The sequence below is a fragment of the Alkalilacustris brevis genome, from assembly GCF_003350345.1.
Lineage (GTDB): Bacteria > Pseudomonadota > Alphaproteobacteria > Rhodobacterales > Rhodobacteraceae > Alkalilacustris > Alkalilacustris brevis.
Map to the genome: position 1 here is coordinate 26,194 of NZ_QNVJ01000039.1, position 24,736 is coordinate 50,929.

General features: G+C 64.8%; 27 protein-coding genes. 7 read left to right on the forward strand and 20 right to left on the reverse strand.

What is annotated here, in order from left to right; translation table 11 throughout:
• Positions 1-32: 32 nt before the first annotated feature.
• The 3 genes from mtgA (at position 33) to queG (ending at position 2,585) form a co-directional block, all read left to right on the forward strand.
• Positions 33-758 (forward strand): monofunctional biosynthetic peptidoglycan transglycosylase, encoded by a 726-nt coding sequence (mtgA, locus tag DQ229_RS05515; RefSeq protein WP_114965275.1) that lies wholly within the window; start codon positions 33-35, stop codon positions 756-758.
• Positions 759-821: 63 nt separating this feature from the next.
• Positions 822-1,502 carry an FtsZ-binding protein FzlA gene (gene fzlA / locus DQ229_RS05520; RefSeq protein ID WP_114965276.1) on the forward strand — a complete coding sequence of 227 codons (681 nt, stop codon included), beginning with the start codon at positions 822-824 and terminating at the stop codon, positions 1,500-1,502.
• A gap of 36 nt (positions 1,503-1,538) precedes the next feature.
• Positions 1,539-2,585, forward strand: a complete 1,047-nt coding sequence (queG, locus tag DQ229_RS05525) for a tRNA epoxyqueuosine(34) reductase QueG (protein WP_114965312.1) — start codon at positions 1,539-1,541, stop codon at positions 2,583-2,585.
• A gap of 96 nt (positions 2,586-2,681) precedes the next feature.
• Here the strand turns inward: queG and DQ229_RS05530 are convergent, their stop codons facing one another.
• The 6 genes from DQ229_RS05530 to DQ229_RS05555 all read right to left on the reverse strand — a co-directional run bounded on the left by DQ229_RS05530 (position 2,682) and on the right by DQ229_RS05555 (position 7,209).
• Entirely contained in the window at positions 2,682-2,951 is a 270-nt protein-coding gene (locus DQ229_RS05530) for an HPr family phosphocarrier protein (protein WP_114965277.1), read from the reverse strand.
• Positions 2,948-3,352, reverse strand: coding sequence for a PTS sugar transporter subunit IIA (locus DQ229_RS05535; protein ID WP_114965278.1), 405 nt, complete (start codon positions 3,350-3,352; stop codon positions 2,948-2,950). Before DQ229_RS05535 ends, DQ229_RS05530 begins: the two co-directional genes overlap by 4 nt.
• Before the next feature lie 5 nt (positions 3,353-3,357).
• Positions 3,358-4,275, reverse strand: a complete 918-nt coding sequence (gene rapZ, locus DQ229_RS05540) for an RNase adapter RapZ (RefSeq protein ID WP_114965279.1) — start codon at positions 4,273-4,275, stop codon at positions 3,358-3,360.
• A complete protein-coding gene (locus DQ229_RS05545; protein WP_114965313.1) occupies positions 4,272-4,703 on the reverse strand; it encodes an HPr kinase/phosphorylase in 432 nt (143 codons plus the stop codon). Before DQ229_RS05545 ends, rapZ begins: the two co-directional genes overlap by 4 nt.
• 95 nt (positions 4,704-4,798) lie before the next feature.
• On the reverse strand, positions 4,799-6,511 hold the full coding sequence (locus tag DQ229_RS05550; protein WP_114965280.1) for a sensor histidine kinase: 1,713 nt from the start codon (positions 6,509-6,511) through the stop codon (positions 4,799-4,801).
• Complete coding sequence (locus DQ229_RS05555; protein ID WP_114965281.1) at positions 6,508-7,209, reverse strand: response regulator transcription factor; 702 nt, start codon at positions 7,207-7,209, stop codon at positions 6,508-6,510. The genes DQ229_RS05550 and DQ229_RS05555 overlap by 4 nt, the downstream gene beginning before the upstream one ends.
• Positions 7,210-7,569: 360 nt before the next feature.
• On the opposite strand from DQ229_RS05555, the gene DQ229_RS05560 reads away from it, so the two are divergent.
• Positions 7,570-9,168: a phosphoenolpyruvate carboxykinase gene (locus DQ229_RS05560; protein WP_114965282.1), complete on the forward strand. Its 1,599-nt coding sequence runs from the start codon at positions 7,570-7,572 to the stop codon at positions 9,166-9,168.
• An 85-nt stretch (positions 9,169-9,253) separates the two neighbouring features.
• Here DQ229_RS05560 and DQ229_RS05565 read toward each other — a convergent pair whose 3' ends face one another.
• Positions 9,254-9,610, reverse strand: a complete 357-nt coding sequence (locus DQ229_RS05565; protein WP_162300763.1) for a hypothetical protein — start codon at positions 9,608-9,610, stop codon at positions 9,254-9,256.
• Positions 9,611-9,829: 219 nt separating this feature from the next.
• A complete protein-coding gene (locus DQ229_RS05570; protein ID WP_238380970.1) occupies positions 9,830-10,600 on the reverse strand; it encodes a sulfite exporter TauE/SafE family protein in 771 nt (256 codons plus the stop codon).
• A 167-nt stretch (positions 10,601-10,767) separates the two neighbouring features.
• Between DQ229_RS05570 and DQ229_RS05575 the strand changes: the two genes are divergently transcribed.
• A complete protein-coding gene (locus tag DQ229_RS05575) occupies positions 10,768-12,462 on the forward strand; it encodes an acyl-CoA dehydrogenase family protein (protein WP_114965285.1) in 1,695 nt (564 codons plus the stop codon).
• A 73-nt stretch (positions 12,463-12,535) separates the two neighbouring features.
• On the opposite strand, the gene recO is transcribed toward DQ229_RS05575, so the two are convergent.
• The 12 genes from recO to folK form a co-directional block, all read right to left on the reverse strand.
• Positions 12,536-13,282 (reverse strand): DNA repair protein RecO, encoded by a 747-nt coding sequence (recO, locus tag DQ229_RS05580; RefSeq protein WP_114965286.1) that lies wholly within the window; start codon positions 13,280-13,282, stop codon positions 12,536-12,538.
• A 72-nt stretch (positions 13,283-13,354) separates the two neighbouring features.
• Positions 13,355-14,611: a lytic murein transglycosylase gene (locus DQ229_RS05585; protein WP_114965287.1), complete on the reverse strand. Its 1,257-nt coding sequence runs from the start codon at positions 14,609-14,611 to the stop codon at positions 13,355-13,357.
• Positions 14,612-14,747: 136 nt separating this feature from the next.
• A complete protein-coding gene (locus DQ229_RS05590; protein ID WP_202909514.1) occupies positions 14,748-15,083 on the reverse strand; it encodes a DUF1491 family protein in 336 nt (111 codons plus the stop codon).
• Positions 15,084-15,113: 30 nt separating this feature from the next.
• Positions 15,114-16,073: a GTPase Era gene (gene era / locus DQ229_RS05595; RefSeq protein ID WP_114965288.1), complete on the reverse strand. Its 960-nt coding sequence runs from the start codon at positions 16,071-16,073 to the stop codon at positions 15,114-15,116.
• Positions 16,060-16,758 (reverse strand): ribonuclease III, encoded by a 699-nt coding sequence (gene rnc, locus DQ229_RS05600; protein ID WP_114965289.1) that lies wholly within the window; start codon positions 16,756-16,758, stop codon positions 16,060-16,062. Before rnc ends, era begins: the two co-directional genes overlap by 14 nt.
• A complete protein-coding gene (gene lepB / locus DQ229_RS05605; RefSeq protein WP_114965290.1) occupies positions 16,755-17,543 on the reverse strand; it encodes a signal peptidase I in 789 nt (262 codons plus the stop codon). The genes rnc and lepB overlap by 4 nt, the downstream gene beginning before the upstream one ends.
• 63 nt (positions 17,544-17,606) lie before the next feature.
• Complete coding sequence (gene acpS / locus DQ229_RS05610; protein WP_114965315.1) at positions 17,607-18,053, reverse strand: holo-ACP synthase; 447 nt, start codon at positions 18,051-18,053, stop codon at positions 17,607-17,609.
• Between the two features lie 34 nt (positions 18,054-18,087).
• Entirely contained in the window at positions 18,088-18,846 is a 759-nt protein-coding gene (locus DQ229_RS05615; RefSeq protein WP_114965291.1) for a pyridoxine 5'-phosphate synthase, read from the reverse strand.
• 92 nt (positions 18,847-18,938) lie between these two features.
• Positions 18,939-19,586, reverse strand: a complete 648-nt coding sequence (locus DQ229_RS05620; protein WP_238380971.1) for a DUF2062 domain-containing protein — start codon at positions 19,584-19,586, stop codon at positions 18,939-18,941.
• 105 nt (positions 19,587-19,691) lie between these two features.
• A complete protein-coding gene (locus tag DQ229_RS05625) occupies positions 19,692-21,812 on the reverse strand; it encodes a RelA/SpoT family protein (RefSeq protein WP_114965293.1) in 2,121 nt (706 codons plus the stop codon).
• A gap of 76 nt (positions 21,813-21,888) precedes the next feature.
• The gene (gene rpoZ, locus DQ229_RS05630) at positions 21,889-22,248 is read right to left on the reverse strand and encodes a DNA-directed RNA polymerase subunit omega (RefSeq protein ID WP_114965294.1); all 360 of its coding nucleotides are present in this window, start codon (positions 22,246-22,248) and stop codon (positions 21,889-21,891) included.
• A gap of 110 nt (positions 22,249-22,358) precedes the next feature.
• Positions 22,359-22,946, reverse strand: coding sequence for a 2-amino-4-hydroxy-6-hydroxymethyldihydropteridine diphosphokinase (gene folK, locus DQ229_RS05635; RefSeq protein ID WP_114965295.1), 588 nt, complete (start codon positions 22,944-22,946; stop codon positions 22,359-22,361).
• Positions 22,947-23,052: 106 nt separating this feature from the next.
• On the opposite strand from folK, the gene DQ229_RS05640 reads away from it, so the two are divergent.
• Both DQ229_RS05640 and ispH read left to right on the forward strand, forming a co-directional pair.
• Positions 23,053-23,619, forward strand: a complete 567-nt coding sequence (locus DQ229_RS05640; protein ID WP_114965296.1) for a LabA-like NYN domain-containing protein — start codon at positions 23,053-23,055, stop codon at positions 23,617-23,619.
• Between the two features lie 133 nt (positions 23,620-23,752).
• The gene (gene ispH / locus DQ229_RS05645) at positions 23,753-24,712 is read left to right on the forward strand and encodes a 4-hydroxy-3-methylbut-2-enyl diphosphate reductase (protein WP_114965297.1); all 960 of its coding nucleotides are present in this window, start codon (positions 23,753-23,755) and stop codon (positions 24,710-24,712) included.
• Positions 24,713-24,736: the final 24 nt, after the last annotated feature.

The following is a 24,736-nucleotide window of genomic DNA, read 5'->3' on the forward strand; positions in this document are numbered from 1 at the left end:
CCCGCCGCACACTGCCCCGATATGCTGCGCCCATGGCGAAACGCAAATCCTCGCGCGCGGCCCGCAAGGCACAGGCGCACCCCGGCGGGCTATGGGCACGGCTGCGCCGGCGCGTGCTGCGCTGGGGGCTGATCGCGGTGGCGGCGGTGCTGGGGCTGGTGCTGCTCTTTTCGCAAGTGAACCCGCCCTGGGGGCTTTACATGATCGGCGAATACCGCCGCACCGGCAGCGTGGATCGCCAATGGGTGCCGATGGCCCAGATCAGCCCCCAGATGGCCCGCGCGGCAGTGGCGGCGGAGGATGCCAATTTCTGCCTGCACTGGGGGTTCGACATGGGCGAGATCCGCCAGGCGCTGGCCTCGGGCGGCGGGCGCGGGGCCTCCACCATCAGCCAGCAGGTGGTCAAGAACGTGTTTCTGTGGCACGGGCGCAGCTGGCCCCGCAAGGCGATGGAGGCCAGCCTCACCCCGGTGGTGGAGCTGTTCTGGAGCAAGCGGCGCATCCTCGAGGTCTATCTGAACGTGGCCGAGTTCGATTCGGGGGTGTTCGGGGTGGAGGCCGCCGCGCGGCATTACTTCGGCGTGGCGGCGGCGGATCTGAGCCCGGTGCAGGCCGCGCGGCTGGCCGCGATCCTGCCCGACCCAAAAGGCCGCGACCCGGTGCGCCCCTCGCCCTTCGTCCAAAGGCGGGCGGCGGCAATCATGGATGGCGCGGCGACAATACTTGCCGATGGGCGCGCAGGCTGTTTCCAGCATTGAATTTCCGCCGCCCATTGGCCATGGAAAGGTGCACGAGCAGGCAGGTGCCCGAGGAGAAGAAACGTGACCGCAAGCGCAACGACCCGACTCTACCACGTTCAGCTTTCGCCGTTTTGCCGCAAGGTGCGGCTAACGCTGGCCGAAAAGAAGATCGAGGTGGAGCTTCTGGAAGAACGCTATTGGGAGAAAGACCCCGATTTCCTGCGCCGCAACCCCGCCGGCAAGGTGCCGGTGATGCGCCACGAAGGGCGCGTGATGTCGGAAAGCCAGGCGATCTGCGAGTATCTAGACGAAACCCACCCCAACCCGCCGTTGCTGCCCAAAGGCGCGCTGGAACGCTACGAGGTGCGCCGCTTGTGCGCCTGGTTCGACGACAAGTTCCACGAGGACGTGACCTCGAAGCTGGTCTATGAGCGGGTGAACAAGAAAATCATGGGCCAGGGCCATCCCGATTCGCGCAACGTGAAGACCGGGGCGCAGCGGATCAGGTATCATCTGGATTACATGACATGGCTTCTGGATCAGCGCCGCTGGCTGGCCGGCGATGTGATGACCCTGGCCGATTTCGCCGCCGCCGCGCATCTGTCCTGCCTCGATTATATCTCGGACGTGGACTGGACGCGCTATGCGACGGTGAAGGACTGGTATGCCAAGATCAAGTCGCGCCCGGCCTTCCGGCCGCTGCTCGCCGACCAGATCCCCGGCTACCCGCCGCCGCCGCAATACACCAACCTCGATTTCTGAACGCGGCAAAGGCGGCCATTGGCAAAGGACAAGGCAATGACCGGGGCCAAGACCAAAGCCGAGATCATCGCACAGGCCCGCGCCGAGGGCTTCGCCGCCGCAGGTGTGTGCCGCCCCGACGCGATCCCGCAGGCGGCACCGCGCCTCGCCGCCTTCGTGGCTCAGGGCCGCCACGGACAGATGAAATGGATGGCCGAACGCATGCACTGGCGCGGCAACCCTGCCGCCCTCTGGCCCGCGGCAAGATCGGTGATCATGCTCGCTGAGGCCTACACCCCGCCGCATGATCCGCTGGCAATCCTCACCCGACGCGACCGCGGCGCGATCTCGGTCTATGCGCAGAACCGCGACTATCACGACGTGGTCAAGAAACGGCTCAAACGGCTGGGCCGCTGGATGGTGGCGCAGTGGAGCTGCGAGATAAAGGTCTTCGTCGACACCGCCCCGGTGATGGAAAAGCCGCTTGGCCAGGCCGCCGGGCTGGGCTGGCAAGGCAAACACACCAACCTGCTTGGCCGCGAACTGGGCAACTGGTTCTTCCTCGGCGCAATCTTCACCACGCTCGACCTGCCCCCCGACGCGCCCGAACAGGACCATTGTGGCAACTGCACCGCCTGCCTCGACATCTGCCCGACCGGCGCCTTCCCCGCCCCCTTCCAGCTGGATGCGCGGCGCTGCATCTCCTACCTGACCATCGAACATGATGGCCCCGTTGACGAAGACCTGCGCCCCCTGCTGGGCAACCGCATCTACGGCTGCGACGACTGCCTCGCCATCTGCCCCTGGAACAAGTTTGCCGCCACCGCCCATGAGGCCCGGCTCGCGCCGCGCCCCGACCTCACCGCGCCGCGCCTGGGGGACCTCAGTCAACTCGATGATGCAGGCTTTCGTACACTCTTCTCCGGCTCGCCGATCAAGCGCATCGGACACAAGCGCTTCTTGCGCAATGTTCTCTATGCCATCGGCAATTCACGAACCCCCGCCCTCGCCGAAAGCGCGCGCGCGCATTGCGACCATCCCGACCAGACAGTCGCGGACGCCGCGCGCTGGGCAGTGGCGCGGCTCGCCCCGTCAGGGCCCTGATACCGAAAAACCCCTTCTTCTTTGCAGAAATATCCTCGGGGGGAGGCCCCGCCACGCGGGGCCGGGGGGGCAGACAGCCCCCCGCCACGGCGGATGTCAGAAATCCTCGCCGAAGCGGTTCGCCACCAGCGTTTCCAGCGCATCGGCAAGGACGGTGGCGTCGGGGCCATCGACACGCAGGTCGATACTGCTGCCGCGCGCCGCGCCGAGGGTCAGCAGCCCCATGATCGAATCGCCCGATACGCAGATGCCGTCCTTCTCGACCTCGACCCTGGCGTCATGGGATTCGACGGTTTCCACGAAACGGGCCGACGCGCGGGCGTGCAGGCCCTTTTCGTTGACGATCTTCACTGTGCGGCAGATCATCCGGTCTCTCGTCCCGTGGCCAGATCCAGGCTGTTTATGTACTTGCGCCCGGCCTCCAGCGCGGCCTCGACCGCTTCGCCCACGCTCAGGCGGCGCGACTTGGCCAGCTTGATGAGCATCGGCAGGTTGGCCCCATAAAGGATCCGGCGATTGGGCACCACGCAGGCGCGCAGCGACAAATTTGAAGGCGAGCCGCCGAACATGTCGGTCACGACGACCACGCCCGCGCCGGCATCCACGCGGTCGGCGGCGGCGCAGATCTCGGCCTGTTTCAGCACGCGGTCATGGCCCTCCTCGATGGAGATGGCGCAGACACCTTCCTGCTTGCCGACCACATGCTCGACTGCTGCGAGATATTCGCGCGCCAGACCGCCATGTGCGACGATGACTATGCCGATCAAACCACTCACCCAGCCTTTACCCCGGTTCCCCTGTCGCTACGGCGTTCCAGTTCCCTGTGACGCTTAGACACCCGCCAACCGCTCTGTGCAAGGGCAGCCGCCACCGATTCCACCATCATCACCGAGCGGTGTTGCCCCCCGGTGCACCCGAAGCCGATCGCCAGATGCGCCTTGCCCTCTTCGGCATGGGCCGGCAACAGGAACTCGATCAGGTCACGCACCTTCGACAGAAACACCCCAAAACGCGAATCGGCCCGGATATGGGCGGCAACCTCCGGATCGCGTCCATCGCGGGCACGCAGGCCGGGTTCCCAGTGCGGGTTGCGCAGAAAGCGGCAGTCGAACACCATGTCGAGGCCGCGCGGCACCCCCCGGCGATAGGAAAAGGAATGCACCGAGACCGCAAGGCCCGGGTTTTCGCTCCCGGCGAACCATCGGTGCAATTCGGCACGCAGATCGTGCGGCGTCATTTCCGACGTATTGATCAGAAAGTCCGCGCGCTGGCGCAGAGGTTCCAGCAATTCGAGCTCCTGCGCGATTCCTTCAGACGGGTGCTGCGACGGCGCAAAGGGATGGCGACGGCGGGTCTCGGAATAGCGCCTGAGCAGCGCATCGGCCGAACAGTCCAGGTAAAGCAGGCTCGCCATGATATTAGGGTTGCGGTCGAAAGAGTCGAACAGTTCAAGAAACCCCGCAACGCTGAAACCACGGGTGCGGGCATTGATGCCCAGTGCCAGAGGGCGGCCCAGCGGCGGCCCTTCCAGCAACCGCACCGAAAGTTCGAGCGGCATGTTGTCTATCGTCTCGTAGCCGAGATCCTCGAGCGTGTTGATCGCCGTTGTGCGCCCGGCGCCCGAGGGGCCGGTCACACAGATAAGGCGATGCTCCTTGTCCATCTCCGCGTCTGGGGCAGTCTGGGTCATGGCCGATCACTCCTACCCTTCTGGAGATATTGCAATATCGCCGCCGGAAAATGCGCGCTCTCTACAGCGTGAAGCAAAGGCAGGGCGCATCCGAGGATTTCCCGGCTTTGCGGCGGGGGCAGCCGGCGGGTTTCGCGCTGCGACAGATCGACAACAAGGGAAACCGGTGCCGCAGCCAGGGTATCGGCCGCCAGCAGCCCGACACCGCGCGCCTCGATCAAGCCGCGGATCGCGGAAGGCGCGCTTGCCACGAGATGCGTGCCTTCGCGGCGCAGAACGGTCTGGTCATCGGCAACCAGTAGTGCGCCCCGCGCCATCAGTTCCAGCGCAAGACCCGACTTCCCCGATCCCGAAGGCCCCAGGATGAGAACAGCGCGCGCGCTGTCTTCGGGCGAGGCGATCGCAACCGTGCTGGCATGGATTTGCAACCCGTCCTCCCCTGCCTGCTGCAGCGCGTCGACAGACGGTCGGCGCGGCGCGGCGGGCGCAAGGGTATCTGGCCGCCCCGACACGGACGCACCGCTCAGACAGGAAGACCCACGACGAAGCGCGCGCCCAGCGGCTCGGACGTGGGGTCGGCATCGGTGGGGCGGATATTCTCGGCCCAGATCACCCCGCCATGCGCCTCGACGATCTGTTTGGAAATAGCCAGGCCAAGCCCCGAATGGTTGCCGAACTGCTTGACCGGGCGCTCGGAATAGAACCGTTTGAAAACCTTCGTCAGCGCCTGCTCGGGGATGCCCGGGCCGGTATCCTCGACCACGACGAGCACCCGGTTCTCGCGATGGCGCACCCAGACTCGAACCGCGTCGCCATCTTCGCAGAACGAGATGGCATTGGTGATGAGGTTTACAAAAACCTGCGCAAGTCGCGCTTCGAGCCCCTGAATGAAGATCGGCTCCTGTGGCAGGTCCGAGATGAAATCGATACCCTTGGCCGCGGCTTCCTGCCCGAGATATTCGTTCAGGTTGCGCAATGTCTGAAGCAGATCGAAACGCTCCTCCTGCTCCTTGACCAGTTCACTGTCGAGCCGCGAGGCGTTCGAAATGTCCGACACCAGCCGATCGAGGCGGCGCACGTCGTGCTCGATCACACTGAGCAATTTCTCGCGCTGGTCGTCCCGCCGGGCGACGCGCAGCGTGCCCACCGCCGACCGTAACGAGGCCAGCGGGTTCTTGATCTCATGCGCAACATCGGCGGCAAACTGTTCGTTCGCCTCTATCCGGTCATACAGCGCGGCGACCATACCGCGCATGGCCACCGAAAGGCGCCCGATTTCATCGGGCCGCGCGGTCAGGTCGGGGATGCGCACCCGTTCGGGGCTGAGCTTGCGCGCGTTGCGGTCACGCCCCAGTTCGGCCGCAGCGGCCAGATCGGAAAGCGGGTTGGCGATGGTCGAGGCGAGCACGAGGCTCAAACCGATCGACACCAGAAGCGCCAGCACGAACATCTGCAAGACCTGTTCGCGTTCGTTGCGCACAAGGCGGTCGATCTCGCCCGCCGCACTGCTCAGCGCGATCACGGCCTGCACATCGCCGGCCACCTGAACCGGCGTCGCGACGGTGAAATAGATGCTGCCTTCGGGGGTATTGGCGGTCTCGACCTGCATTTGCCCGGCCCACGCCGCAGGGAAAAGCGCCTCTGCCAGGCTTTCGGCGTTCTGGATGCCCGCGCCTTCCCGGCCGGGATTCAACAGCCCGGACACACCCTCCCACGCGGCGTTCAGCAGGTCGGTAATGAGGGTGCTGCCGCCATCCGGTCGCGCACCCGGCAAATCAGGTCGCGGCAGCGTGCCCTGCCGCGATGCCACGATCTGCCCCTCTGCGTCGAAATAGAACACCTGCGTTCCCGTGCGCAGCGAAATGCGTTCGAGCGTGGCTGCCACCGCCGCGGGGCCGGGCGGCGCGCCTGTGCTTTCGAATTGCAGGCTGAACGCGTCGGCGATCAGTTCCGACTGCGCCACAAGCGCGGCCGCGCGTTGCTGCACCAGGCTGTCACGGAACGGGTTGAGGTAAAGCACCCCCGCCACCAGCACCATCAGCGCCAGCAGATTGAACACGATGATCTTGCGTGCCAGCGGCGAACGATTGAGCGAGATCAGCCCCCGCCTCTTGCGATGGTCACGCAACTCCTCGGCGATGGCGGCCTGCGGTTGGGTCCAGTCCTCGCCAAGAACGACCTCGCCCTGATGGGTCGGCCGCGCGCCATGCGCATCTATCGCCGGAGGCTTGGTCATTCCTCGTTGTAGCGATAGCCGATGCCGTAGAGTGTCTCGATGGCGGAGAATTCAGAATCGACCGAGCGCAGCTTCTTGCGCAGCCGCTTGATATGGCTGTCGATCGTGCGGTCATCGACATAGACCTGATCATCATAGGCCACATCCATGAGCTGATCGCGGCTTTTCACGAAACCGGGCCGCTGGGCAAGCGCCTGCAACAGCAGGAACTCGGTCACGGTAAGTGTGACATCCTTTTCCTTCCAGGTCACGGCGTGGCGCAGCGGGTCCATGGTAAGGCTGCCGCGCACCATGACCTTGTTTTCCTCGGTCGTCGCAACCTCGCCGGTGGCCAGCACCTCCTGTCGGCGCAGGAGCGAACGGATGCGCTCCACCAGCAGCCGCTGCGAGAAGGGTTTCTTCACGTAATCATCGGCCCCCATGCGCAGGCCGAGCACCTCGTCGATCTCGTCATCCTTGGAGGTGAGAAAGATCACCGGCATCGTGGTCTTCTGGCGCAGCCGCTGCAGCAGGTCCATCCCGTCCATGCGCGGCATCTTGATGTCGAGCACGGCCATATCCGGCAAACGCTTGTTGAACGCATCTAGTGCCGACTGACCGTCATTATAGGTTTCGACCTGGAAGCCCTCGGCTTCAAGTGTCATGGAGACGGAAGTCAGAATATTCCTGTCATCATCTACAAGCGCTATCCTGGACATCGGATTTTTCCCTCATTCTGCTCTTATTGCCTGATTTTTGCCGTATTCTCGTGTCTTCGCGGCGTGGAATCAACAAAATAACGCTATGGAAATTACGATTCGCCAAACCGATACAGTAATGTCGCAAAACTTGACGATGTTGGAGTCGCCATGGCGCTTTCACCGAAGGCAAGCCACTGATTGCGCTAACTTCCCGCTGGTTGCGCTAACGCAACGGCCTGTCCTGTTCCATATCTCTGACGACATGTTATAGCAGCCGCGACGGCCCGCCCTGCGGCGCCGCTGCGCGACGGCAACCCGGCCGCCGCCGATGACCTCTGGATCTAAGCGCCGCACATTGTGGCATCGGGAGCGAAACAGATGACAGAAGGACGGGTTAACCCCAGTCAACGTTTGGAAAACCAGGGCTTCAACGGTCTCGGCCATGTCTGGTATAACCTGATCGAGCCTGATCTCGTTTCAGCGGCGCTGCGTCGCGACGAGGGCACGCTCGGCATCGGCGGCACATTGCTGGTGGAAACGGGCACCCACACGGGGCGGTCGCCGAAAGACAAGTTCGTCGTGCGCACCGCGGCCGAGGAAGACAAGATCTGGTGGGAGAACAACCAGCCGATGGACGCGGCGGCGTTCGATCAGCTTCACGCCGACATGCTCGAACACATGCAAGAGCGCGAGTATTTCGTGCAGGATCTCTACGCCGGGGCCGACCCGGACTATCGTCTGGATGTCCGCCTGGTGACCGAACTGGCCTGGCATGGCCTGTTCATCCGCCATCTGCTGCGCCGCCCCTCGCGCGAGGAACTTGACGTCTTCGTCCCCGAATTCACGATCGTCAACTGCCCGACCTTCTATGCCGACCCCGAGCGCCACGGCTGCCGGTCGGAAACCGTGATCGCGATGAACTACGAGAAAAAGCTCATCCTGATCGGCGGATCTGCCTATGCCGGCGAGAACAAGAAATCCGTGTTCACGCTGCTAAACTACCTGCTGCCTGAACAAGGCGTGATGCCGATGCATTGTTCGGCCAACCACGCGATGGACGACCCCGATGACGTGGCCATCTTCTTCGGCCTCTCGGGCACTGGCAAGACGACCCTTTCAGCCGACCCGGGCCGCATCCTGATCGGCGACGATGAACACGGCTGGTCAGACAAGGGCACCTTCAACTTCGAAGGTGGCTGCTACGCCAAGACCATCAGCCTGAGCCCCGAGGCCGAACCCGAGATCTATGCAACGACCACCATGTTTGCCACGGTGATCGAGAACATGATCTTCGATCCCGAAACCAAGGAACTGGATTTCGAGGATGGTCGACTGACCGAAAACATGCGCTGCGCCTATCCGATGGATTACATCGCGAATGCCTCGGAAACAGGGCTTGGCGGGCATCCGAAGAACGTGATCATGCTCACCTGCGATGCCTTCGGCGTGCTGCCTCCCATTGCGCGGCTGACCCCGGCGCAGGCGATGTATCACTTTCTGTCGGGCTTCACGTCCAAGGTGGCGGGAACCGAACGCGGCGTGACCGAGCCCGAGCCGACCTTCTCGACCTGTTTCGGCTCCCCTTTCATGGCGCGCCGCCCCGAAGTCTACGGCAAGCTGTTGCAGGAGAAGATCGCCAAGCACGGCGCGAATTGCTGGCTGGTCAACACCGGCTGGACGGGCGGCGCCTATGGCGTGGGTTCGCGTATGCCGATCAGTGCCACGCGTGCGCTGCTGACCGCCGCGCTTGACGGCTCGCTGTCCGAGGTCGAGTTCCGCAAGGATGCGAATTTCGGCTTCGAGGTGCCCGTGGCCGTGCCCGGCGTGGCCGAAGTCCTGCTTGACCCGCGCCGCACCTGGACGGACCCGGCAGCCTATGATGCACAGGCAAAGAAACTGCTGGCGATGTTCGCAGAAAACTTCGCTCAATATCTGCCCTACATTGACGAAGACGTGAAATCAGCCGCACTGGGCTGAGGACACGACCGTAAAGACAAATGCAGGCGCCCGCTCAAACCAGAGCGGGCGCCTTGCATTTCAGGGCAGCACAAGTGCCGTCGCTTCAGAGATATTCTGACGGATTCGCCAGGATCGGCTGCTGCCCGCCCGGCAGAGTCATGATGCAGGCATCCTGCGCAAGCGGCGGCATCACGGTGCGCCCGCTCGGACCGGCCCGCAAAGCGGCCTCGCGCACAGCCGACGGGCATTCGGGCAGGCGCACGGTCCGCACGCCCTGCCGGGCTAGGCATTGCTGCATGATCTGGCCGCGCTCTACCGGATAGGAGGCCGAGGCGCTTTGCACCGCTGCAAGGCGCTCGCATTCGCCCGAGATCCGGCTCATGTCGGACACCGACATTCCCACAGCGTAAAGGCCGCTGTGCACCGGGCCGGAGGGGCGCTCCTGCGGGGCGTCGACCACCCTGTAAACAGGCCCAGACGGCACCGGCTCGCAAGCGGCAAGGGCAAGTGCCCCCAATAGCAAAAACGGCGCGCGGCGGAAAAGGCGGCGGGAAAGGCGGCAGGCAGAATCGGGCAGCATGTCACAATCCTCTCACTCGTAATCGTGACTTACAGCTTCGGGTCGCGCGCGCCGCAGAGTCAAGAGCCGAGCGCGCCGCCCGGGCCGCAATCACGCCAATCAGACCACCAGCGCCCGCCGCACCAGATTGAGCCCCGACAGCATCAGCACCACCAACGTCCAGCGCACGAAAGTCACCTGGTCCAGTTTGTCCTGCAGTTTGAAACCCAGCCACATGCCCAGCACCGCCGGCACCACCATCAGCGCGGAAAGCGGCAAGGTCTGGGCGTTCAGCACCCCAGATTGCATATGCGCCATCGCCAGCATGACCGACCCAAGCATGTAGATGACGCCCTGTACACGCACATTCTCGGTCTTTTCGACCCCGGCCGATAGCAGATAGGCAATCAGCGGCGGCCCCCAGACGCCCGAAATGCCCCCGTAGAAGCCACCGATCGCCCCGAGGCCTACCTCCCAGCGGCGCTTGTGGACCATGTTGAACCGCAGCGACCGCCCCATGAGCTGGATCGCGGCATAAAACGTGATCGGACCCCCCAGCAGCGCGAAGACGATGCCTTGCGGGATCGAGGTCATGATCTGTGCGCTCAGCGCGATCCCGATCACGATCACCAGCAGCATCCGCCAATAGTCGCGCACCACTTGCACGGCAGCGCTCCAGCCCTGCCGAAAGGCCTGCTGCACATTGGTCACAAGCGTCGGAATGATAAGCAGCGCCAACGCAATCTCGGCCGCGAGGAACGAGCCAAGCCCCGAGATCATGATCATCGGCATGGCGAAGCCCACCACCCCCTTGACCACGCCGGCAAACAGCGTGACCCCTATGGCAAGACCAATAAGAAGCGGCTCCACCCCGAACACGTCGGCCCTCACACAACCGTTACTCCGTGGGTTTAGCGGGTACCCCAGTGGCCAGCCGAACGAAAGGGCAATTTCAGCGCGACATATAACTATCAACATGCCGGTAAAATGAGAATTTTTATTGCGCTGCAGCCGCAAAGTGCCCTAAAGGGTTTCGCAAGATCAGTAAGGAGAACGCCATGCCACATGACGGCCCAGACACGAGCAATATCAGCCTGCAGGCCGTTCTCCTGCCCGATCTCCTCGCGCTTGCCGATGCAGCGCAAGGCGCAGTGGCATCTCTCTGCGATGCAGCAACAACGCGGTTGCGTGACGAGTTGCGCACAGAGGGCCGGCCTGACCCTGCCGCCATTGACCGCGGCCAGCGCGCGGCCCATGGGCTGGCCTGGCTGGCCACCTATGCCGAGGCGCTGCGTCAGATGCTGGCATGGGCCAGACGGTTGGACAGCGCGGGCAGCTTCGGCGAAATCGAGGGTCTGCTGCTCCAGATCGCGTTTGGTGAATACCTTGCGCAGATCATGGGCGGCATCCCGATGAGCCAGGGCGAAATCCTGCGCCCGCATGACCTGGGGCTCGCGGCCGAGGCCCGGCAGACACTGGCGCGGCCCGAAGTCGAAAAACTGATCGAGCAGGGCAACAGCGCCGCCGCACGGGCGCGCCTTGTCGCCCTGATGCGCGAGGCGCAAGGCTACGCCACTTTCGGCGCCAGCGGGCTCGACGAAGAGTTGGAAATGATCCGCGATCAGTTCCGCCGCTTCAGCGACGAACGCATCGCGCCGCACGCCCATGGTTGGCACCTGCAAGACGCACTGATCCCCGCCGAAGTGATCGACGAACTGGCCGAGATGGGCGTCTTCGGCCTGACCATTCCCGAACAGCTTGGCGGGCTGGGGTTGTCGAAATCGGCCATGGTCGTGGTGTCCGAGGAACTGTCGCGCGGCTATATCGGGGTGGGCAGCCTGGGCACGCGTTCCGAGATCGCGGCCGAGTTGATCCTGTGCGGCGGCACCGAGGACCAGCAGGCGCATTGGTTGCCGCGCATCGCCAGCGGCGAGGTGCTGCCCACCGCCGTCTTCACCGAGCCAAACACCGGGTCCGACCTGGGCGCGCTGCGCACCCGCGCCGTTCGGCAGGAGGATGGCGATTACAAGATCACCGGCAACAAGACCTGGATCACCCATGCCGCGCGCGCCAATGTCATGACCGTTCTGGCGCGCACCGATCCGGACAGCACCGATTATCGCGGGCTGTCGATGTTTCTGGCCGAAAAGACCCCCGGCACCGATGCCGCCCCCTTCCCCGACGCGGGACTTACCGGCGGCGAGATCGAAGTGCTGGGCTATCGCGGCATGAAGGAATACGAACTGGCCTTCGATGGCTTCGCCGTCAACGGCGAAAACCTGCTGGGCGGCGCCGAAGGGCAGGGCTTCCGGCAACTCATGCAGACATTCGAGAGCGCGCGCATCCAGACCGCGGCGCGCGCCATCGGCGTGGCGCAGAACGCGCTTGAGCTTGGCCTGCGCTATGGCGAGGAACGCCAGCAATTTGGCCGCCCCCTGATCGACTTTCCAAGGGTGTCCGACAAACTGGCGATGATGGCGGTCGAGATCATGATCGCGCGACAGCTCAGCTATTACGCCGCCACCGAAAAGGATGCCGGGCGGCGCTGCGACCTCGAGGCCGGGATGGCCAAGCTGCTGGCCGCGCGCGTGGCCTGGGCCGCGGCTGACAACGCGTTGCAGATCCACGGTGGCAACGGCTTCGCACTGGAATACGAGATCAGCCGGGTGCTGTGCGATTCGCGGATTCTCAACATCTTCGAAGGGGCGGCCGAAATCCAGGCGCAGGTGATCGCGCGGCGATTGCTGGATTGAAGCGACTCCGCTTAGAACTGACGGGCCGGGACGGCACTGACTTCCGCAAGACAAAGAAACCACGAGCAACGGCTCAGGAACCGCCCGATCGCGTGGCCTGACGGGTCAGCACATCGATCAGCCGCTGCCGCGCGGGCGGTAGCGGCTTGTCGCCCAGCGCGGGCGCGACATGGGCGTGCAGGAAATGCCCGGTCGTGCGCAACCCGGCCAGGATTTCCGGCAGTTCCGATGCGGCGCCCTGCCCCAACATGCAGCCCGGCAGCGGCAATAGCCGCTCGGCCCATTCCCCCGCACCCGCCCTGCTGACCGCGCGCCCGGTGCGCGGCGAGACATAAGCCAGGTCATCGCGGCTGCCCGTCACCGCGCACGCCCCCAGGTCGAGCCCGTAGCCCGCCTCTTCGACCATCCGCATCTCCCAGCGCAGATAGGCCAGTGGCCAGCCATCGATGCGGCCCAGCGTATCCATCAGCGCAACCGTGGCATGGTAAAGGGCGGGGTGGGCCTCGCGTTCGGGCAGGACGAACCCCAGCAATGCGCAGGCCGACCCCAGCGCCATCAGCGCGCCGCGGTCGCCCAGAACGGCGTCGGCGCGGCTGCGCAGCGGCTCTGCGGTGAAATGGCCGATATGCGCATCGAGCCGCGCGCGCCAGGTCAGGTCAAGCTGCGCGCCCGGCTGCAGGACGGGCGCCATGCGCCGTCCGGAACCGCCGCGCACGACGCCTGCATGCCGCCCGTGATGTTCGGTGAATACCTCGACGATCGCGGCACTTTCACCATGCCGGCGCACCGAAAGAAGCACACCCTGATCGCGCCATTCCATGGCCAGCGGTATCCCTCACCCTGCTTGACACGGCAACACGGCACATCCGCATGGGCGCCCCCGCAAGCTGGTTCAGCGCCGACGCAACCGCTCGAGCAGGTCCATCGAGACATAGCCATCCGGGGCCATGCCCGCGGCGCCCTGATAGGCGCGCACGGCTGCCACCGTCATCGGGCCAACGCGCCCGTCAACACCGCCGGTGTCATACCCGCGCGCCGTCAGCAGGCGCTGAAGCTCTTCGCGCTCGGCACTGTTCAGCGGGCGGTCGTTGCGCGGCCACGAGGCCACGAAGGGGCCGCCCCCGCGCAGCCGGTCCGAAAGATGGCCAATCGCGATCGCATAGGCATCGGCGTTATTGTAGCGCTTGATCGTGTCGAAGTTCGATGTGACCAGAAGCGCCGGCCCCTGCACGCCAGCGGGAAACAACAGCCGGCCGCCACCTTGCGCGGGCATCTCGGTGCCGGGCGCGGCTCGCACCCCCAGCGCGCGCCATTCGCCGAAGCTGCGGCGCGTGCCGGCCTGACCGGCATCGAAGCCCGAGGGCAGTTGCACCTCGAGCCCCCAGGGCAGCCCCTGCGTCCAGTTGTGCCGCGCCAGATAGGCCGCAGCCGAGGCCAGCGCATCGGTGGGATCCTCCGACCAGATGTCGCGCCGGCCATTGCCGCTGAAATCGACGGCATATTCCAGAAAGCTTGTGGGGATGAACTGGGTGTGGCCCATCGCCCCGGCCCAGGAGCCGCGCATCGTCTCGGGGCTGACATCGCCGGCCTCGATTATCCTCAGCGCCGCGATCAGCTGGTTTTCGGCAAAGCTGGCGCGGCGGCCATCATGGGCAAGGGTGGCCAGCGCCTCGATGATCGGGGTGTCGCCCCGCATCGACCCATAGGAGCTTTCCAGCCCCCAGATCGCGACCACCACCTCCTTGGGCACGCCATAGCGCGCCTCGATCCGTTGCAGCAGGGCGGCATGTTCGCGCAGCTTCGCGCGCCCGTTGCTGATGCGCGCCGCGGATACCGCACCATCGAGGTATTGCCAGATCGGGCGGACGAATTCGGCCTGGTTGCGGTCGCGCGCGACGATGTCGTCGTTGAAGCGCACATTACGAAAAGCCCTGTCAAAGGTCTGGGCCGAGATGCCTTCGCGCAAGGCGCGCGTTCGAAAGCCCTGCACCCATTGCTCGAATCCACGGCTGCGTGTCACCTGTGCGCCCCCCTGACCGGTCGCCGCCGGGCGCAACTCGGGCATGAGCGATCTGTCGGGCGCGTTGGCGCCCGTGCACCCCGGTATGGAAAAAGCTGCCAGCCCCAAGGCCACGAAAACATTACGCATTGCCTGCTACCTGCTCACATTGGAGTTCTTGTTGGGGCAAGTGTAGCGCGAATCTCATCCCCGGCAAAGCATGGGAACAGGTCAAAGCGGAAAACGGCACAACCGCCGCTGCGAATTAGCGGCCGGCTGTAAAAGCTCAGTCGGACAGCCCCGGTTCATCAAGCATGTGATGCCCGGCGCGGTCTTCCACCTCGATCACCCAAAGGTCGGGGTCGCGGCTGCGTTGGCGGGCGATGACCGCATCTACATCGGCTTCGCGCCCCTCGGCCGCCACGATCCAGGCGCGCCGGTCTTCCACAAGATCGAAGGACCGTTCAAAAAGCCGCGCCTGTCCATCCAGCGTGGACAGCTTGACCAGCACACTTCCCGCAGTGTCGTCGCCATGGGCCACCACAAAGGCCGGGATCGCCGCCTGGCGCAGCCGCGCAAGATAGGCCTGCACCCAGAATTCCGCCGTGAGGCGCGGCATCATGGCGCGGCCCTCCGGCGCGATGCGTCCGGATCACCCACCATCGCGGAAATCGAGGCCCATCTCGGAATAGCGTTCGGCCTCGTCCTGCCAGTTGGGGCGCACCTTGACCTGCAGGAACAGATGCACCTTGCGGCCCAGAAACTCGACCAGTTCGCTGCGCGCAGCCTGACCCACGGCCTTGATGGTTTCGCCCTTGCTGCCCAGAACGATGCCCTTGTGACCGTCGCGCGCGACATAGATCACCTGGTCGATCCGGGTGGAACCATCGCGGCGATCTTCCCAGTTCTCGGTCTCGACGGTCAGTTGGTAGGGCAGTTCCTCGTGCAGACGCAGGGTCAGTTTCTCGCGGGTGATCTCGGCGGCGATCATGCGCATGGGCAGATCGGCGATCTGATCCTCGGGGTAAAGCCAGGGGCCGGCGGGCAGCGCATCGGCCAGCCAGTGGCGCAGGTCGTCCACACCATGGCCTTTTTCGGCCGAAATCATGAAGGTGCGCTCGAACGGGAAGGCATCGTTGAGGGATTTGGCCAGCCCCAGCAGCACCTCGGCCTTGACGCGGTCGATCTTGTTGATGGCCAGCGCGACCCGCTGCCCCGGCGAAAGCCGTTCGCGCAGGGCCTCAAGAATGGCCTCCACGCCCTCGGTCACGCCGCGATGCGCCTCGACCATGAGCACCACGATATCAGCATCCGACGCCCCGCCCCAAGCGGCCGCGACCATGGCGCGATCCAGCCGCCGGCGCGGGCGAAACAGCCCCGGCGTGTCGACAAAGACGATCTGCGCCGCGCCTTCCATCGCCACCCCGCGAATGCGGGTGCGAGTGGTCTGCACCTTGTGCGTCACGATCGAGACCTTGGCCCCCACCATGCGGTTGAGCAATGTCGATTTGCCGGCGTTCGGCTCGCCGAGCAGGGCGACGAAGCCCGCGCGGGTTTCGCCCTCGGCGGGCTGGGCATCGCCGCCCGTATCTGTCGATTCATCTTGCGACATCTTCGTTCCCTTCCAGGCGCTTCAGCAGAGCCTTGGCCGCGGCCTGTTCCGCCTGCCGTTTCGACCCGGCTTCGGCCTGCGCGTTGGCGCCGCTTTCCAGCCGCACCTCGACAGTGAAGCACGGCGCATGGTCCGGGCCTTCCCGCGCCGTTTCCACATAGACAGGCGGGGCTTCGCCACGCGCCTGAACGAGTTCCTGCAGCGCCGTCTTGGCGTCGCGCTGCACTGATCCCGACTGCGCAATGCGCTTGCCCCAAAGCCGCAGCACGACCGTGCGCACGACCTCGAAGCCCGCATCCAGATGGACGGCGGCGATCACCGCCTCCATCGCGTCGCCCAGCAACGCATCCTTGCGGCGCCCGCCCGAAAGCATCTCGGACCGGCCCAGCCGCAGGACATCGCCCAGACCAATCTCGCGCGCCACATCGGCACAGGTTTCCTTGCGCACCAGCGCGTTGTAGCGCGGGGCAAGCTGGCCCTCGCGCGCCTGTTCATCGGCCGACAGCAGCGCTTCGGCCATCACCAGCCCCAACACGCGGTCGCCCAGAAATTCAAGCCGCTGGTTGTCGGGCCTGCCGGGCGTGCCGATCGAGGAATGGGTCAGCGCCCGGACCAACAGCTCGGGCCGCCTGAACTGATGCCCCAGCCTTTCGCAAAACGCCTTCTGCTCGCTTGACGGTTTCACTCAAGCCTCACGAAGAAACGATCACTCCGCCATGTCCAGAAATACAGCATCGAGCGCCCGGCTGAAGAAAAGACAACGTGATTGGCACGGCCGATCAGATTTTCGAACGGCACGAAGCCGACCCCGCCCGCCGATTGCGGCGAGCGGCTGTCCTGACTGTTGTCGCGGTTGTCACCGATGAAAAAGAAATGCTCATCGGGGACCACGAAGGCCGAAGTATTGTCGGAAAAGCTGTCGCCGATGTTCAGCACGTTGTAGCTGCGCCCATCGGGCAGGGTTTCGCGCAGAAGTTCCTTTTCACAGATGCCGCCCTCGCCCACCGGCGCGTTGGCACAGCGCGGGAACTGGCCCAGCGGGCCCTGGCGCTCGAACACTTCCTCGAAGGTGCCGGCAGGCTCCTGCGGCAGCGGCTCGCCGTTGAGCACGACAAGCCCGTCGCGCATCTGCACACGGTCGCCCGGCAACCCGATCACCCGCTTGATGAAATCGGCCCCTGTCACCGGGTGGCGAAACACCACGATATCACCGCGCTCGGGCGCCGAGCCGAGAATGCGCCCGGAGAAGGGGCACAGGCCGAAGGGGCAGGAATAGCTCGAGTAGCCATAGGCCATCTTGTTGACGAACAGGAAATCGCCGATCAGCAAAGTTTCCTTCATCGAACCGGAGGGAATCCAGAACGGCTGAAAGAACAGTGTGCGGAAAAGTCCGGCGATCAGCAGGGCATAAACCACCGTCTTGATGGTTTCCCAGATGCCGTCCTTGTCGGTGCTGCTCTTGCTTGCCATTTGGGTGCCTCTCATGTCGGAATGGCCGCTTCTTTGGGCGGTGGGGCGCGGGGAGTCAAGCGATCAGGATGCAGCCTTGCCGGAGGCACCCACACCGCCAGGCCCGCCCGAGGGCAGCGGCACCGCCTCGATCACCACGAAGGCCTGCGCCCAGGGGTGGTCGTCGGTCAGGCTGACATGGACAATGGCGTGATGCCCCGGCGGTGTCATCTGCGCCAGGCGATCGGCGGCCCAGCCGGTCAGTTCCATCTGCGGCTGGCCGGACGCCATGTTGCGCACCGACATGTCACGCCAGGCGATGCCCATGCGCAACCCGGTGCCCAGCGCCTTGGAACAGGCCTCTTTCGCGGCCCAGCGCTTGGCATAGGTGCCGGCGACGTCGGCGCGCGCCTCGGCCTTGCGTTGCTCGACTTCGGTGAAGACACGGTTGCGGAAACGGTCTCCGAACCGCGCAAGCGTGCCCTTGATGCGTTCGATATTGGCCAGATCGGTGCCCACGCCAAGGATCATCGCGACAAACCCTTCCGCCACGCGGCACATCCGGTCATGCGCGCGCCGCGTCCATGCGCGTGCGCATCTCGGCCATCGCCGCATCCAGCCCGCGAAAGATCGCCTCGCCCACCAGGAAATGCCCGATGTTCAACTCGGCCAGTTCGGGCAGAGCCGAGATCGCCCCGACGGTCTCGTAACTCAGCCCGTGGCCCGCATGCACCTCCAGCCCCAGCGCGTGGGCATGGGCCGCCATCCGGCGCAGCCGCTCGAATTCGGCATTGCAGGCTGCGTGCAGCCCCTGCGCGTGCAACTCACACCAGGCGCCGGTGTGCAACTCCACCACCTGCGCGCCGACCGCCACCGCGGCCTCGACCTGTGCCGCTTCGGGCGCAATGAACAGCGACACACGCGCGCGCGCCTCGCGCAGGGGCGCGATGAAATCGGCGAGCCGTGCAGCATCGCCCGCCACATCCAGCCCGCCTTCGGTGGTGCGTTCCTCGCGCCGCTCGGGCACCAGGCACACTGCATGAGGCCGGTGACGCAGGGCGATCTGCTGCATCTCTTCGGTGGCGGCCATTTCAAGGTTCAGCGGCACTTTCAACTCTTCCATCAACCGGGCGATGTCTTCGTCGCGGATGTGCCGCCGGTCCTCACGCAGGTGGGCAGTGATCCCGTCGGCCCCGGCGCGTTCGGCCTGCAACGCGGCGCGCACCGGGTCAGGCAGATCGCCGCCGCGTGCGTTGCGGATCGTCGCGACGTGATCGATGTTCACCCCAAGCCGCAAGTGTGACGGCATACGCGCCTCAGCCATGTTCTATTCCTTCTCTCAAGACCGCCGCCCGCCTGTTCCAGCGTCACAAGATACCCCGTTGCGCAAGGAAATCGACCCCCGTGCAGGGGGTGTCATTCCCGCTGGCGCCCGGGCCTTTCCCCCGGTGCCTCGCTCCCGCCCCTCGGCGGCCCCTTCGGACCGGAAGGCGAAGCGGCTTGCTCCGCAAGCCCGGCCTCGCGCGCGGCGGCAACCTGCCGGCTGCGCGCGAAACGCTCGCGCAGCTTGTTGCGCCGCCGGGTCTGGTAGCGACGGATCAGCGGCACCGAGACGAAATAGACCGCCGTCGATACGATCAGCCCCGGCACAAGGCAGCCAGTCATGTAGGGCAGAAACACCCGGAAGAAGAACAGCCGCAGGCGAAACCAGTTGGGATCACCGCCCGTGACGATGGCAACGAAGTTATACCATAGCTCGGCCCAGGCGTAGCCCATCGCCGCCATGATCTGCGGAAAGTGCATCCCCCCGCCCTGGCCCAGAATCCACGCCCCAAGCTGAACCGAGACCTCGGCTATGATCGGAAACGTGAAAGGATTGCCCAGGAACGTGCCAAGCAGGGCCGCCAGGATATTGCCCCGGATCGCCCTGGCGAAAAGCGCGGCAAAGATGAAATGTAATCCGAAGAACGGCGTGAAGGACGACATCATCCCGGCCGCGATGCCCCGCGCGATGCGTTCGGGCGTATCAGGCAGACGGCTGAGCCGATGGCCCATGTAGCTCATGGCGCGGCGCCAGCCGCCACGCGGATACACGATCCCAAGAAGGATCTCGCCGATCGTCCTCTTGCTGCGTCTGCGAAAAACCACCGGGTGCCTGCCGATCAGCTATCAGGGCTTGCGCCCGGGGTCTCGGTAGCGGGACAGTTGCGCAACATCGCTTTCGGCCTCCAGCGCCGTCATGACCGTGTGCAGGTGCTCCACGTCCCTGAGGTCTACCTCGATGATCAGCCGGTAGTAGTCCGGCTTGCGGTCCATGAACTTCAGGTCCGAGATATTGGCACGCTGCTCACCGATCAAGGTGCATATGCGGCCAAGTACCCCGGCATCGTTGCTTATGGTCAGATCGATACTGACCGTATGCGCCGCCGGGTGCCGCCCGTCATGCCAGCGCAAATCGATCCAGCGGTCGGGCTGATCCTCGAATTCGGCCAGCACCGGGCAATCGATCGTATGGGCGACGATACCCTTGCCGCGATAGGTGATGCCGACGATCCGCTCGCCCGGCACGGGCTGACAGCAGTTGGCACGCTGGAAACTCTGATCTGGGGGCAGGCCGACGACCGGGCGGTGCACATCGACCTCTTCACCCTCGACCGAGGAAAGCTCGGGGTAGAGCGTTTCAATCACCCGGCGCGCGGTGATCTCGGCGCTGCCCAGCCGGGCCAGAAGCTCGTCGCGGCTGCGCAGGCCAAGTTGCCTTGCCGCCGTGCCAAGAGCCTTGTCGGTGGCCTTGCGGCCCACATGCTCGAAAGCCACGCGCGCCAGTTCCCGCCCAAGCCGGATGAAACGCTCGCGATCCTCTTCGCGCAGGCTGCGGCGGATCGCGGCCTTGGCGCGGCCGGTCACGACAATGTCTATCCAGGTGGCTTGCGGGCGCTGGCCCTCGGCGGTGATGATCTCGACCGACTGACCGTTCTTGAGCCGCGTCCAGAGCGGCACGCGCAGCCCATCCACCTTGGCCGAAACACAACTGTCCCCGATCCGGGTGTGGATCGCATAAGCAAAATCCAGCGGCGTGGCCCCACGCGGCAACTGCACCACATCGCCCTTGGGGGTGAAGCAGAACACCTGATCGGAATACATCTCGAGCTTCACATGTTCGAGAAACTCGTCATGGTCCTCGCCATTGTCGAAACGGTCGGTCAGCGTGGTGATCCATTTCGCCGGATCGACGGCAAAGCGGTTCACCACCCTTTCGCCATCGCGGTAAGCCCAGTGCGCGGCAACGCCGGCCTCGGCCACCTCGTGCATCTCGCGCGTGCGGATCTGAACCTCGACGCGCTTGCCGTCGCGCCCCGAGACCGTCGTGTGCAGCGAGCGGTAGCCATTCGATTTCGGCTGGCTGATGTAGTCCTTGAACCGCCCCGGAACCGAGCGCCAACGCTGGTGGATCACCCCCAGGATACGGTAGCAATCGGCCTCGGCATCACAGATCACGCGAAAGCCGTAGATGTCGGACAGGCGCGAGAAGGAAAGCTCCTTCTCGCGCATCTTGCGCCAGACCGAATAGGGTTTCTTCGCGCGGCCATAGACATCGGCCTGGATGCCGTTCTTCTCTAGCTCGGCACGAATATCGGCGGTAATCTTGTGCACCACGTCGCCCGTCTCGCGCTGCAGCGTGATGAACCGGCGGATGATCGAGGAACGCCCTTCGGGGTTGAGCACCCGGAAAGCCAGGTCTTCCAGTTCCTCGCGCATCCACTGCATCCCCATGCGCCCGGCCAGCGGCGCATAGATATCCATCGTCTCACGGGCCTTCTGCGCCTGCTTTTCCGGGCGCATCGACTTGATCGTGCGCATGTTGTGCAGCCGGTCGGCCAGCTTGACCAGAATCACCCGCAGATCGCGCGACATGGCTATCAGCAGCTTGCGGAAGTTCTCGGCCTGCTTGGCCTCGGAGGACGAAAGCTGAAGGTTGGTCAGCTTGGTCACGCCGTCTACCAGTTCGGCGATCTCGTCTCCGAACAGCCGCGCGATCTCGGGGTAGGTGGATTTGGTGTCTTCGATCGTGTCGTGCAGAAGCGCGGTGGCGATGGTCGCATCGTCAAGCCGCATCTCGGTCAGGATGGCCGCCACGGCCACGGGATGGGTGAAATACGGCTCGCCGGAATGGCGCTTCTGCCCCTGGTGCATTCCTTGGGCATAGTCATAGGCCCGGTGCAAAAGGGCCTCGTCGCAACCGGGGTTGTAGTTGCGCACCAGCGCAATCAGATCGTCAATGTCAATCATGTGCGCAACCTCCCGCGCCGCTCCCGCAGGCGCGGACGAGACTTCGACAGAACGGGAGGGAGCGCCCGGCGACGCCTCAGCCCTGCCCCTGGGCGTCCATGAGTGCGCGCAGCAGCTTTTCTTCATCCATGTCGTCTTGCGGGGCTGCGGGGCGATCCGCTTCGCCGCCCATGAGCAACGCCATGTTGTCGTCTTCGGGCTCGTCCACCTCGATCTGGGTCTGGTGGTCCTCGATCATCCGCTCGCGCAGATCGTCGGCCGATTGCGTCTCGTCGGCGATTTCACGCAGGGCCACGACGGGGTTCTTGTCATTATCGCGATCAACGGTGATCGGCGCGCCGGACGCGATCTCGCGCGCACGGTGTGCGGCAAGCAGCACCAGCTCGAACCGATTCGGAACCTTGTCAACGCAATCTTCGACCGTAACGCGGGCCATGGGCTATGCTCCAATCCGGATGGGGCGGTTTCACAGTTCAAGGGGCGGTATCTAACCCGACACTTCCGGGTTTTCAATACACGATCAGGCGACACCGTGCCACCGCCGACTCAAAGCCGCCGCACAGCCGCCTTTTCCGCCTCCGGCAAAGCCGCGAGCATCTGCGCAACCGTTTCGCCGGTCAGCGGATGTAGCCATTCCGGCGCCACTTCGGCAAGGGGAATCAGCACAAAGGCACGTTCGGCCATGCGGGGGTGGGGCAACAGCAGCTCCTCCGGCGCGAGGCGCATCTGCTCGTCAAGCGGCATCGCACGCCAGGCCGCCTGTGTCCTTGCGTCAGGCAGCACCGCATCGCCCCAGGCAAGCAAGTCCAGATCGAGGCTGCGCTCACCCCAGCGTTGAATCCGCTCGCGGCCAAAGGCCGCCTCGATCTCGTGCAGCCGCAACAGCAACGCCTCGGGGCCAAGCCTTGTCGCCAGCACCGCGGCCGCATTCACAAAGTCCGGCCCTGCGCCCGCAGGAAAGCACGGAGTGCAATAGAAGGCGCTTTGGCGCAACAATACATCGCCCTCCGCAGCAAGCCGCGCGACGGCCGCGCGCAGGGTCAATTCCGGCCCTCCGGCCCATGACCTGGTGTTAGCACCAAGTGCAATCAGGGCGATAGTAACCCCTTCCGGCCAAGCTGCATCTTGCGGCATCACGAGAATCCTATAGATTCCCCCTCTATTCGGAGGGGGTTTTCTTTCTTCCCGGCACCACTCACGGAAAGCGGCCCCCTCCGGCCATTTTTTGGAAGGAACGCAAATGTTTTACAAGGACGAACGGCTTGCGCTGTTCATCGACGGGGCCAACCTCTACGCCGCTGCACGGGCGCTGGGGTTCGATATCGACTACAAGCTGCTGCGGCACGAATTCATGCGGCGCGGCAAGCTGGTGCGGGCATTTTACTACACCGCACTGCTTGACAGCGAAGAGTATTCACCGATCCGCCCGCTGGTCGACTGGCTGCACTATAACGGCTTTGCCATGGTCACCAAACCGGCCAAGGAATACACCGACAGCATGGGCCGGCGTAAGGTCAAGGGCAACATGGATATCGAACTGGCCGTGGATGCGATGGAACTGGCGCCGCGCATAGATCATATCGTGCTGTTCTCCGGCGATGGCGATTTCCGCCCGCTGGTGGAAAGCCTCCAGCGCCAGGGCGTCCGGGTTTCGGTCGTCTCCACCATCCGATCCAGCCCACCGATGATCGCCGACGAGTTGCGCCGGCAGGCAGACAACTTCATCGAACTCGACGAGTTGCGCGATGTCATTGGCCGCCCTCCGCGCGAGCCGCGCAGCGAAGAAGCCGAGCCCGCCGACGAATAGAGGCCGGGGCCTGCGGGCGCTCACCGAGCACAACGCGGGCCCCACCCGACAGGGCCTCACCACCAGAGCGTCAGTGGGGGTGGACGGCGCGCCGTCCACGGCTTACCTGATCGGCAAAGCCCGGAGCATGCGCATGACGGCCGAAAAACCCGCCCTCACCCTCTACCTCGCCGCCCCGCGCGGCTTCTGCGCGGGCGTGGATCGCGCCATCAAGATCGTCGAGATGGCGCTGGAGAAATGGGGCGCGCCCGTCTATGTCCGCCACGAGATCGTGCATAACCGGTTCGTCGTGGACGGCCTGCGCGCCAAGGGCGCCGTTTTCGTCGAGGAACTCTCCGAATGCCCCGACGACCGCCCGGTGATCTTTTCCGCGCATGGCGTGCCCAGGGCCGTACCCGCCGAGGCCGCGCGGCGCGAAATGATCTATGTCGATGCCACCTGCCCGCTGGTCAGCAAGGTCCATATCGAGGCCGAACGCCACCACCAGAACGGGCTGCAGATGGTGATGATCGGCCATGCCGGCCACCCCGAGACGATCGGCACCATGGGCCAGCTTCCGCCCGGCGAGGTGCTGCTGGTCGAAACCGTTGCCGATGTTGCAAAGCTTCAGGTGCGCGACCCGGGAAAGCTCGCCTTCATTACCCAGACGACACTCTCGGTCGATGACACCGCCGAGATCGTCGCCGCCCTCAAGGCCCGGTTCCCCGCGATCATCGGACCGCACAAGGAAGACATCTGCTACGCCACCACCAATCGGCAGGCCACCGTCAAGGTAATCGCCCCGAAAATCGACGCGCTGCTGGTGATCGGCGCGCCGAACTCTTCCAACTCGCGCCGGTTGGTCGAAGTCGGGCGCACCGCCGGGTGCGGCCATGCACAGCTTGTCCAACGGGCGGCCGATATAGACTGGCGCGCCCTGGCAGGCGCGCGCGCCGTGGGTCTCACTGCCGGAGCCAGCGCCCCCGAAGAACTCGTCAATGAGGTCATCGACGCGTTCGCCGACCGCTACCTGCTGACGCGCGAGACCGTCGAAACCGCTCGCGAGAACGTGGAGTTCAAGGTGCCGCGCATCCTGCGCGAGGCCCGCGCCTGATCCTCTATCCGGCAATGCCGACGC

Bases quoted from the DNA above. Each gene is read 5' to 3' on its own strand.
- mtgA (WP_114965275.1), top strand. From the start codon at position 33: ATGGCGAAACGCAAATCCTCGCGCGCGGCCCGCAAGGCACAGGCGCAC.
- queG (WP_114965312.1), top strand. From the start codon at position 1,539: ATGACCGGGGCCAAGACCAAAGCCGAGATCATCGCACAGGCCCGCGCC.
- DQ229_RS05530 (WP_114965277.1), bottom strand. From the start codon at position 2,951: ATGATCTGCCGCACAGTGAAGATCGTCAACGAAAAGGGCCTGCACGCC.
- rapZ (WP_114965279.1), bottom strand. From the start codon at position 4,275: ATGACCCAGACTGCCCCAGACGCGGAGATGGACAAGGAGCATCGCCTT.
- DQ229_RS05550 (WP_114965280.1), bottom strand. From the start codon at position 6,511: ATGACCAAGCCTCCGGCGATAGATGCGCATGGCGCGCGGCCGACCCAT.
- DQ229_RS05555 (WP_114965281.1), bottom strand. From the start codon at position 7,209: ATGTCCAGGATAGCGCTTGTAGATGATGACAGGAATATTCTGACTTCC.
- DQ229_RS05560 (WP_114965282.1), top strand. From the start codon at position 7,570: ATGACAGAAGGACGGGTTAACCCCAGTCAACGTTTGGAAAACCAGGGC.
- DQ229_RS05575 (WP_114965285.1), top strand. From the start codon at position 10,768: ATGCCACATGACGGCCCAGACACGAGCAATATCAGCCTGCAGGCCGTT.
- recO (WP_114965286.1), bottom strand. From the start codon at position 13,282: ATGGAATGGCGCGATCAGGGTGTGCTTCTTTCGGTGCGCCGGCATGGT.
- DQ229_RS05585 (WP_114965287.1), bottom strand. From the start codon at position 14,611: ATGCGTAATGTTTTCGTGGCCTTGGGGCTGGCAGCTTTTTCCATACCG.
- DQ229_RS05590 (WP_202909514.1), bottom strand. From the start codon at position 15,083: ATGATGCCGCGCCTCACGGCGGAATTCTGGGTGCAGGCCTATCTTGCG.
- era (WP_114965288.1), bottom strand. From the start codon at position 16,073: ATGTCGCAAGATGAATCGACAGATACGGGCGGCGATGCCCAGCCCGCC.
- lepB (WP_114965290.1), bottom strand. From the start codon at position 17,543: ATGGCAAGCAAGAGCAGCACCGACAAGGACGGCATCTGGGAAACCATC.
- acpS (WP_114965315.1), bottom strand. From the start codon at position 18,053: ATGATCCTTGGCGTGGGCACCGATCTGGCCAATATCGAACGCATCAAG.
- DQ229_RS05615 (WP_114965291.1), bottom strand. From the start codon at position 18,846: ATGGCTGAGGCGCGTATGCCGTCACACTTGCGGCTTGGGGTGAACATC.
- DQ229_RS05620 (WP_238380971.1), bottom strand. From the start codon at position 19,586: ATGAGCTACATGGGCCATCGGCTCAGCCGTCTGCCTGATACGCCCGAA.
- DQ229_RS05625 (WP_114965293.1), bottom strand. From the start codon at position 21,812: ATGATTGACATTGACGATCTGATTGCGCTGGTGCGCAACTACAACCCC.
- rpoZ (WP_114965294.1), bottom strand. From the start codon at position 22,248: ATGGCCCGCGTTACGGTCGAAGATTGCGTTGACAAGGTTCCGAATCGG.
- folK (WP_114965295.1), bottom strand. From the start codon at position 22,946: ATGCCGCAAGATGCAGCTTGGCCGGAAGGGGTTACTATCGCCCTGATT.
- DQ229_RS05640 (WP_114965296.1), top strand. From the start codon at position 23,053: ATGTTTTACAAGGACGAACGGCTTGCGCTGTTCATCGACGGGGCCAAC.
- ispH (WP_114965297.1), top strand. From the start codon at position 23,753: ATGACGGCCGAAAAACCCGCCCTCACCCTCTACCTCGCCGCCCCGCGC.